This window comes from Autumnicola edwardsiae, from assembly GCF_031846505.1.
Lineage (GTDB): Bacteria > Bacteroidota > Bacteroidia > Flavobacteriales > Flavobacteriaceae > Autumnicola > Autumnicola edwardsiae.
On record NZ_JAVRHP010000119.1, the window covers coordinates 1 to 8,016 of the forward strand.

Annotated in this window: 6 protein-coding genes; all 6 read right to left on the minus strand. The window is 40.7% G+C overall.

Annotated elements, in window-relative coordinates; all coding sequences use genetic code 11:
* The coding region (locus RM529_RS15145; RefSeq protein ID WP_311485593.1) for a GNAT family N-acetyltransferase at window positions 1–521 on the minus strand (521 nt) is incomplete at its 3' end.
* Between the two features lie 334 nt (window positions 522–855).
* The gene (gene ilvA / locus RM529_RS15150; RefSeq protein ID WP_311485594.1) at window positions 856–2,130 is read right to left on the minus strand and encodes a threonine ammonia-lyase IlvA; all 1,275 of its coding nucleotides are present in this window, start codon (window positions 2,128–2,130) and stop codon (window positions 856–858) included.
* Window positions 2,130–3,605 (minus strand): ketol-acid reductoisomerase, encoded by a 1,476-nt coding sequence (ilvC, locus tag RM529_RS15155; RefSeq protein WP_311485595.1) that lies wholly within the window; start codon window positions 3,603–3,605, stop codon window positions 2,130–2,132. Before ilvC ends, ilvA begins: the two co-directional genes overlap by 1 nt.
* Window positions 3,602–4,141, minus strand: a complete 540-nt coding sequence (ilvN, locus tag RM529_RS15160) for an acetolactate synthase small subunit (RefSeq protein ID WP_311485596.1) — start codon at window positions 4,139–4,141, stop codon at window positions 3,602–3,604. Before ilvN ends, ilvC begins: the two co-directional genes overlap by 4 nt.
* Window positions 4,141–5,874: a biosynthetic-type acetolactate synthase large subunit gene (gene ilvB / locus RM529_RS15165; RefSeq protein ID WP_311485597.1), complete on the minus strand. Its 1,734-nt coding sequence runs from the start codon at window positions 5,872–5,874 to the stop codon at window positions 4,141–4,143. Before ilvB ends, ilvN begins: the two co-directional genes overlap by 1 nt.
* 11 nt (window positions 5,875–5,885) lie before the next feature.
* Window positions 5,886–7,559, minus strand: coding sequence for a dihydroxy-acid dehydratase (gene ilvD / locus RM529_RS15170; RefSeq protein ID WP_311485598.1), 1,674 nt, complete (start codon window positions 7,557–7,559; stop codon window positions 5,886–5,888).
* Window positions 7,560–8,016 lie beyond the last annotated feature (457 nt).

The window sequence follows — 8,016 nt, forward strand, 5'->3', positions numbered from 1 at the left end:
TTCTCGGGATCGTACATCATACCGGTGCAAAGGCACATTTTTCGCTCTGTCCTGGTAAGGATGTCATAATTCTTGCAGGTCTGGCAGCCTTTCCAAAAACTATCATCATCGGTAAGTTCAGAGAAAGTAACAGGCTGATAACCCAACTCATAGTTGATCTTCATTACAGCCAGCCCGGTGGTAATTCCGAAGATTTTAGCTGAAGGATATTTTTCCCGGGAGTATTTGAAGATAACCTCTTTTATATCCTTTGCAAGTCCCTGGTTCCTGTAGTCGGGGTGCACAATGAGCCCCGAATTTGCCACGTACTTTTCATGGCTCCAGGTTTCTATGTAACAGAAGCCGGCGAACTTGTTTCCATCCAGAGCTATTACCGCGTTCCCCTTTTCCATCTTACTAATGACATATTCTGGAGTACGACGAGCAATGCCGGTGCCACGGACTTTAGCCGATTCTTCTATAGTAGTACAAATAATCTCTGCAAAGGAAGCATGAGATTTGTTAGCAATGATAATCTTCATCTGCTAAAAATTTTGTTGAAAAAATTAATTCGATTTTTGTCTTCTGAGAGGGGAACCGGACTCACCTTGAGTTCCATAAAATTACACGCGCACTTACGTGCGGGGGAAAAAGCGGCGCATGGGAGAAGCTTCAGGAAAAGTCCTGAAATTTGCCGTTTTTAGTATGTCGCTTAGATTTTTCAATGTAGATGATTTCAAAATAATAATTACCTTTTGCACGGAAACAAATCGCTTACCTGCGAATGCTGGGGCAGCGGCGAAACTCGGGTAATAATACTTGTCTTGTTGAAATCATATTATAAATGTACATAAAATTATTAAGCGACAAAATCCCTCAGACTAAAAATTGAAATAAATTTGGTTTATCATTTAAATATTCTCCATAAAAGTTCTTTTTCTTCATTCTTTCCACCAGCGGACCAAAATCGGCAGGATCTTTTAACTCAATACCAACAACGGCAGGACCGTTTTCCCTGTGATGTTTTTTAGAATATTCAAAATGAGTAATATCGTCATACGGTCCAAGTACTTTAGCCACAAACTCCTTCAAAGCCCCGGCACGTTGGGGAAAGCTGATAATAAAATAATGCTTAAGCCCGGAATATAATAATGCTCTTTCCTTAATTTCAGCTGTACGGGTTATATCATTATTACTACCACTCACAATACAAACAACATTTTTTCCTTTAATTTCTTCAGCAAAAGAATCCAAAGCACAAATTGCCATAGCTCCCGCAGGTTCCACCACAATAGCATCCTGATTATAAAGATCCAGGATGGTCTGGCAGATTTTTCCCTCAGGAACAGTTACCATTTTATCCAGATTTTCTTTACAAATATCAAAATTTCTGGAACCCACTCTTTGTACAGCTGCCCCGTCAACAAACCTTTCAATTTCTGACAGCTCCACGACCTTTCCTTCTTTTAAGGAAAAGGACATAGAGGGCGCACCTTCGGGCTCCACACCTATTATTTTTGTATTTGGTGAAAGCTGTTTAAAAACTGACGAAATTCCGGCTAAAAGTCCGCCACCGCCAAGAGGAGCAAAAATATAATCTATAGGAGCATCTGCCTGCTCCAGAATCTCTAAAGCAATTGTGGCCTGGCCTTCTATAACTTTTTCATCATCAAAAGGATGTATAAATACCGCTCCCGACTTGTCTCCATGTTTGATGGCATTTTTGTAAGAATCGTCAAACGTGTCTCCTTTAAGGACAACATCCACCCATTCTCCTCCAAACATCTGGGTTTGCTCTACTTTTTGCCGTGGGGTAGTAATTGGCATATAGATAATGCCCTTTGCCTGCAATTTATTACAGGCAAAGGCCACTCCCTGCGCATGATTACCGGCACTGGCGCATATTACACCTCGATCCAGCTGCTCCTGCGTTAAACTTGAAATCTTGTTATAAGCTCCACGAATCTTATAGGAACGAACCTGCTGAAGATCTTCTCTTTTTAACATTACCTTCGCCTCGTACCTACTACTGTAGGTAAAAGATTCGGCAAGAGGTGTTTTAATTGCCACCTTGGAAATACGCTCTGCAGCATCTTTTACCGCTTCCAAATTAGGCCTGTATGTTTCGTGATCTGCCAGCAAAGTTTTCATTATTCGTGTATTTTTTCCATTGCAGTCATTGCTTTTCTCAGCACGCCTCCCACTTTCTCAACCGGATGATTTCTGATAGCATCGTTAACCGCGATTAATTCCTGATTATCCACTCCTGTATAATCAGTTCCATAAGATTTTCCAGCAACATCTGGTTCCAAGTTGTTGATATAGTCCTTTATTAAAGGCTTGCAGGAATGATCAAAAAGATAACAACCGTATTCTGCCGTATCTGAAATAATACGGTTCATTTCAAACAATTTCTTCCTGGCGATAGTATTGGCAATTAGCGGAGTCTCATGTAAAGACTCGTAATAAGCAGATTCGGCAATAATTCCTGCCTCTACCATTGTTTCAAAAGCAAGTTCCACTCCGGACTTTACAAAAGCTACCAATAGTATTCCTTTATCAAAATATTCCTGCTCTTTAATTTCTTCAGAAGTTGCCTCGGTCTTTTCAAAGGCAGTATTTTCTGTAGCAGCACGCCACTCCAGCAATTCCTTATCATCATTAGCCCAGTCTTTCATCATTCGGCTGCTGAAAGCACCGGAAATAATATCATCCATGTGTTTCTGAAAAAGAGGTCGCATCTGCACCTTCAGCTCTTCAGAAATCTCATTAGCTCTAAGTTTTGCCGGGTTGGACAACCTATCCAGCATATTGGTTATACCACCATGTTTTAAAGCTTCAGTAATTGTTTCCCAACCATACTGAATAAGCTTCGCTGCATAAGAAGGTTCAATACCATCTGCAACCATTTTGTCGAAAGTAAGGATAGAACCTGTTTGAAGAACACCACAAAGGATTGTCTGTTCTCCCATTAAATCTGATTTTACTTCAGCTACAAAAGATGAAGCCAATACCCCGGCCTTATCCCCTCCTGTTGCCACAGCGTAGGCTTTTGCCCATTCAAAACCGATTCCTTGAGGATCATTCTCGGGGTGTACGGCAATTAAAGTCGGTACACCAAAACCTCTTTTATATTCTTCCCTAACTTCAGAACCCGGCGATTTAGGCGCCACCATGATCACGGTAATATCATCACGCACCTGCATTCCTTCTTCAACAATATTGAAACCGTGAGAATAAGAAAGTACAGCATCCTTTTTTATGTGAGGCATAATAGCTTTTACTACAGAAGTATGCTGCTTGTCTGGTGTAAGGTTGATTACCAAATCTGCCTGCGGGATCATTTCTTCGTAAGTCCCGACGTTAAAATTATTTTCTGTTGCGTTTTTCCAGGACTGGCGCTTTTCTTTAATAGCACCTTCTCTAAGGGTATAGGAAATATCCAAGCCACTATCGCGCATATTTAAACCCTGATGAAGTCCCTGGGCACCGCAGCCCACTATAACTATTTTTTTATCTTTTAAGGCAGCCACACCTTCACTAAATTCATCCAACGCCATAAAGCGGCAGGTTCCAAGCTGGGCTAATTGTTCACGTAAAGAAAGGCTGTTAAAATAGTTTGTCATGATATCGTTTTTGTAGTATTAAATTTTTCTAATATTCCTGAAATTGGCATTTCGTTTTTGGTTACAGCAATAGTACCGGATCTTACAAACTGCATTAATCCGTATGGTTTTAAAATCTCGTACAAATGATCTACCTCATGACGCTTTCCGGTTTTTTCAACCACAAAGAAGTCCCGGGTAACAGTCACAATCCTGGCATTTGTCTCCTTGATAAAATCCTGAATATTTAAATCGTTCAGAAATTCCTCAGATTTGATTTTATAAAGCGCTGTTTCCTGGTAAATGGTTTCCTTATCTGTATGATAAAAAGCCTTAATAACCTCTATTTGCTTTTCTATTTGACCAATTATTTTTCTCACCTGCTCTTCGGTTACATTCACCACAATAATAAACCGCATTACTTCATTTACTTCGCTTGGCGAAGCAGTAATACTTTCAATATTGATATGTCTCTTCAGGAAAATTGCAGCAATCCTGCTCAATAAACCCAAATTGTTTTCCGTATAAATTGATACGGTATAGTTTTTCTTTTCCATTACTCTAATAGTATTTCTGAAACTGCCGCTCCGGTTGGTATCATTGGAAAGACGTTTTCTTCCTGTTCAACTTTAACTTCCAGGAAATAGGCATCTTTAGATTCCATCATTTCCTGAATAGCATCTTTTAACTGCGAACGCTCGGTCACCTGATTGGCTTTAATATGATATCCTTTGGCGATCGTTACAAAGTCAGGATTTACCATTTCTGTAGACGCATAGCGCTTATCAAAAAATAATTGCTGCCATTGCCTTACCATTCCTAAAAAGCCGTTGTTTAAAACTACAATCTTCACCGGCACTTTAGTCTGGAAAATAGTCCCCAGTTCCTGAATGGTCATTTGATAACCACCGTCCCCGATTATGGCTACCACCTCACGCTGTGGCGCGCCCATTTTGGCCCCAATAGCTGCGGGTAAAGCAAAGCCCATCGTTCCCAGTCCGCCGGAAGTTACATTACTTCGGGTAGAATTGAATTTTGCATACCTGCAGGCAGCCATCTGGTGCTGGCCAACATCAGAAACAATTACAGCATCTCCATTAGAGAAGTTATTTATTTCCTGGATCACCTCACCCATTCCAAGGTTAGCCTTAGTAACATCCATATTACCTTTTATGACTTTTTCATATTCGGTTTTATACATGTCTTTAAACTCCTGGTGCCAACTTTCATGCTTATTAGGTTTTAAAAGCTCGAGTAAAGTATTAAGCGTTTCCTTCACATTCCCCAATACAGGAATATCGGCATATACATTTTTATTAATTTCTGCAGGATCAATTTCAAAATGGATCACCTTAGCTTGCTTAGCGTAATGCTCCAGATTACCGGTTACCCTGTCGTCAAACCTCATCCCGATTGCGATAAGGACATCACATTCATTCGTAAGCATATTAGGACCATAATTCCCATGCATTCCAACCATTCCCACGTTAAGAGGATGCTCTGTTGGCAAGGCTGAAAGACCCAGGATGGTCCATGCTGCAGGAACACCAGATTTTTCCACAACCTGCCTGAAAAGATCTTCGGCGCCCCCAAGGATAACACCCTGCCCCCAAACGATTAAAGGTTTTTTAGCATTATTAATAGCCTCAGCAGCTTTTTGTACCTGCGCAAGATTTACTTCCGGATACGGATTATAACTCCTGATCCCTGAACATTTTTTATAACTAAAATCAATAGAGGCAAATTGCGCATCTTTAGTGATATCTACCAATACAGGACCGGGACGACCAGATTTCGCAATGTAGAAAGCTTTGGCAATTATCTCCGGAATCTCTTCTGCTTTGGTTACCTGATAATTCCATTTAGTGATGGGGGTTGAAATTCCCACAATATCGGTCTCCTGAAAAGCGTCACTTCCCAATAAATGCGAACCTACCTGGCCTGTTATACAAACCATTGGTGTTGAATCTATCTGAGCATCTGCAATTCCTGTCACAAGGTTTGTCGCTCCCGGACCTGAAGTAGCCACAGCCACACCTACTTTTCCCGTAACGCGGGCATAACCCTGGGCAGCATGAGTTGCACCCTGCTCATGCCTTGTAAGGACATGGTGGAGTTTATCCTGATATTTATATAATTCATCATAAACGGGCATAATAGCGCCTCCGGGATATCCGTAGATGGTGTCTACACCTTCCTCCAGCAAACATTTTATTACCGCTTCGGCCCCTGACACCTTTGTGGTCGTCTGGGTGCTCATTTTTTCAAAACTAGCTGTTTTTACTTCCATAATTCACCATATTAAAATTCATCGGTAACACAGCCCTGTGAAGCCGAAGAAACCGTTCTCGCATATTTATAAAGTACTCCTTTGCTAAATTTTAAGGCAGGAGCCACCCAATTTTTCTTTCTTTCTGCTATTTCTTCTTCTGAAAGAGCTACTTCAATCCTGTTGGTTTCGGCGTTAATGGTAATTTCGTCACCATCCTTAAGAAAAGCCAGAAGTCCGCCTTGCTGAGCTTCCGGGGTGATGTGCCCAACTACAAAGCCATGTGTTCCACCAGAAAACCTACCATCTGTAATAAGTGCTACATCTTTCCCAAGTTTAGCTCCCATAATTGCAGCTGTAGGTTTAAGCATTTCAGGCATTCCGGGTCCACCTTTTGGGCCTTCGTAACGTATTACCACCACATCGCCTTTTTTCACTTTCCCTTCGGAAATACCGTCGTTTGCTTCATATTCACTATTAAAGACCCTTGCTTTCCCAATGAATTGCAATCCTTCTTTTCCAGTGATTTTTGCCACAGAACCTTCTTCAGCTAAATTTCCATAGAGTATACGGATATGCCCTGTTTTCTTGATTGGGTTATCCAAGGTTCTCAGCACATCCTGACCGTCTTCAAGATCTGGCACTTCATTTAAATTTTCAGCAAGTGTTTTTCCTGTAACGGTTAAGCAATCGCCGTGAAGCATATCGTTCTTTAGCATATATTTTAAAACCGCAGGAATTCCGCCCACCCTGTGAACGTCTTCCATAGCATATTTCCCACTCGGCTTTAAATCTGCCAGAAACGGAGTACTATCACATATCTTTTCAAAATCTGTCAACGTGAAATCCACTTCTGCAGCTTTGGCTATAGCCAGAAAATGCAACACTGCATTGGTAGAACCACCTAAAACGGTAAGTAGCCTTATGGCATTCTCTATCGCCTTTTTGGTTACAATATCCCGTGGTTTAATATCTTTTTCTATAAGCAAGTTCATTGCTTTTCCTGCCTTTATACTTTCTAAACTTTTCTCTTCTCCAACTGCAGGATTGGAAGAATTATAAGGTAAAGCCATTCCAAGCGCTTCTATAGCTGAAGCCATGGTATTGGCAGTATACATCCCTCCACAGGCACCTGCACCGGGACATGCTTTTTCTATCACCGCATTGTAATCTTCATCACTAATATCTCCTGATACTTTTGAACCCCAGGCTTCAAAAACCGAAACAACATCCAGTTTTTGATCTTTGTGACACCCTGAAGCTATAGTACCGCCGTAAACCAGGATAGCAGGGCGGTTAATACGCAGCATTGCCATAAGGGCTCCGGGCATGTTCTTATCGCAACCAACAACTGTGACCATCCCATCGTATGACATTGCATGCACTACAGTTTCCATAGAATCTGCAATAATATCGCGGGAAGGCAGGGAATACCGCATACCCGGAGTTCCCATGGAGATCCCGTCGCTCACACCAATAGTATGAAAAATAAGGCCTACAAGCTCATTCTCGTTACAACCTTGTTTTACAAGCTTTGCCAGATCGTTTAGGTGCATGTTACACGGGTTACCTTCATAACCTGTACTGGCAACACCTACAAATGGTTTCTTAAAATCTTCTTTGGTTAATCCTATCGCGTGAAGCATAGCCTGCGATGCTGGCTGAGATTCACTTTGGGTTAATATTTTACTGTATTTATTGTTCATTCTAAAATTTAATTCGCTTATAAAATTTAAAGTTAACTTCTTACAAACACTATAGATTGGAATGCTAAGAACCAAAACTACTTTCAAAAAAACTTAAACTGTTATATATAACTGTATATCAATAATTTAAGTCATTTATCTTTACGATAGCTGGATCGTATTGCTGTGGGAGCTAAAAACATCGAATCGCACTGATTTTACTGCAATTTTTCATCTTATAGGAAGCAAAAATTCGTTTATTTCAATCTAAAGTTCTGTTTTACTTCTGAAAAAGCATTTAACTCGCCAAAAAATCTTTTTTTATAAAAAATCAGGTACGAAAAAAGCCGCCCTAAGGACGGCTTTCTAAAATGGCAATTATCGACTATGGGAAGTACGAGGTAAGAGAGACGACGAAGTTTTTTATTTTTTCTTTCCTCTCAAAGTGCGTGGCTGAAATTGGCAGTTATCGGTTTTA

Excerpts from the sequence above, each read along its gene's own strand:
- ilvC (WP_311485595.1), bottom strand. The coding sequence starts at position 3,605 with ATGACAAACTATTTTAACAGCCTTTCTTTACGTGAACAATTAGCCCAG.
- ilvD (WP_311485598.1), bottom strand. The coding sequence starts at position 7,559 with ATGAACAATAAATACAGTAAAATATTAACCCAAAGTGAATCTCAGCCA.
- ilvA (WP_311485594.1), bottom strand. The coding sequence starts at position 2,130 with ATGAAAACTTTGCTGGCAGATCACGAAACATACAGGCCTAATTTGGAA.
- ilvN (WP_311485596.1), bottom strand. The coding sequence starts at position 4,141 with ATGGAAAAGAAAAACTATACCGTATCAATTTATACGGAAAACAATTTG.
- ilvB (WP_311485597.1), bottom strand. The coding sequence starts at position 5,874 with ATGGAAGTAAAAACAGCTAGTTTTGAAAAAATGAGCACCCAGACGACC.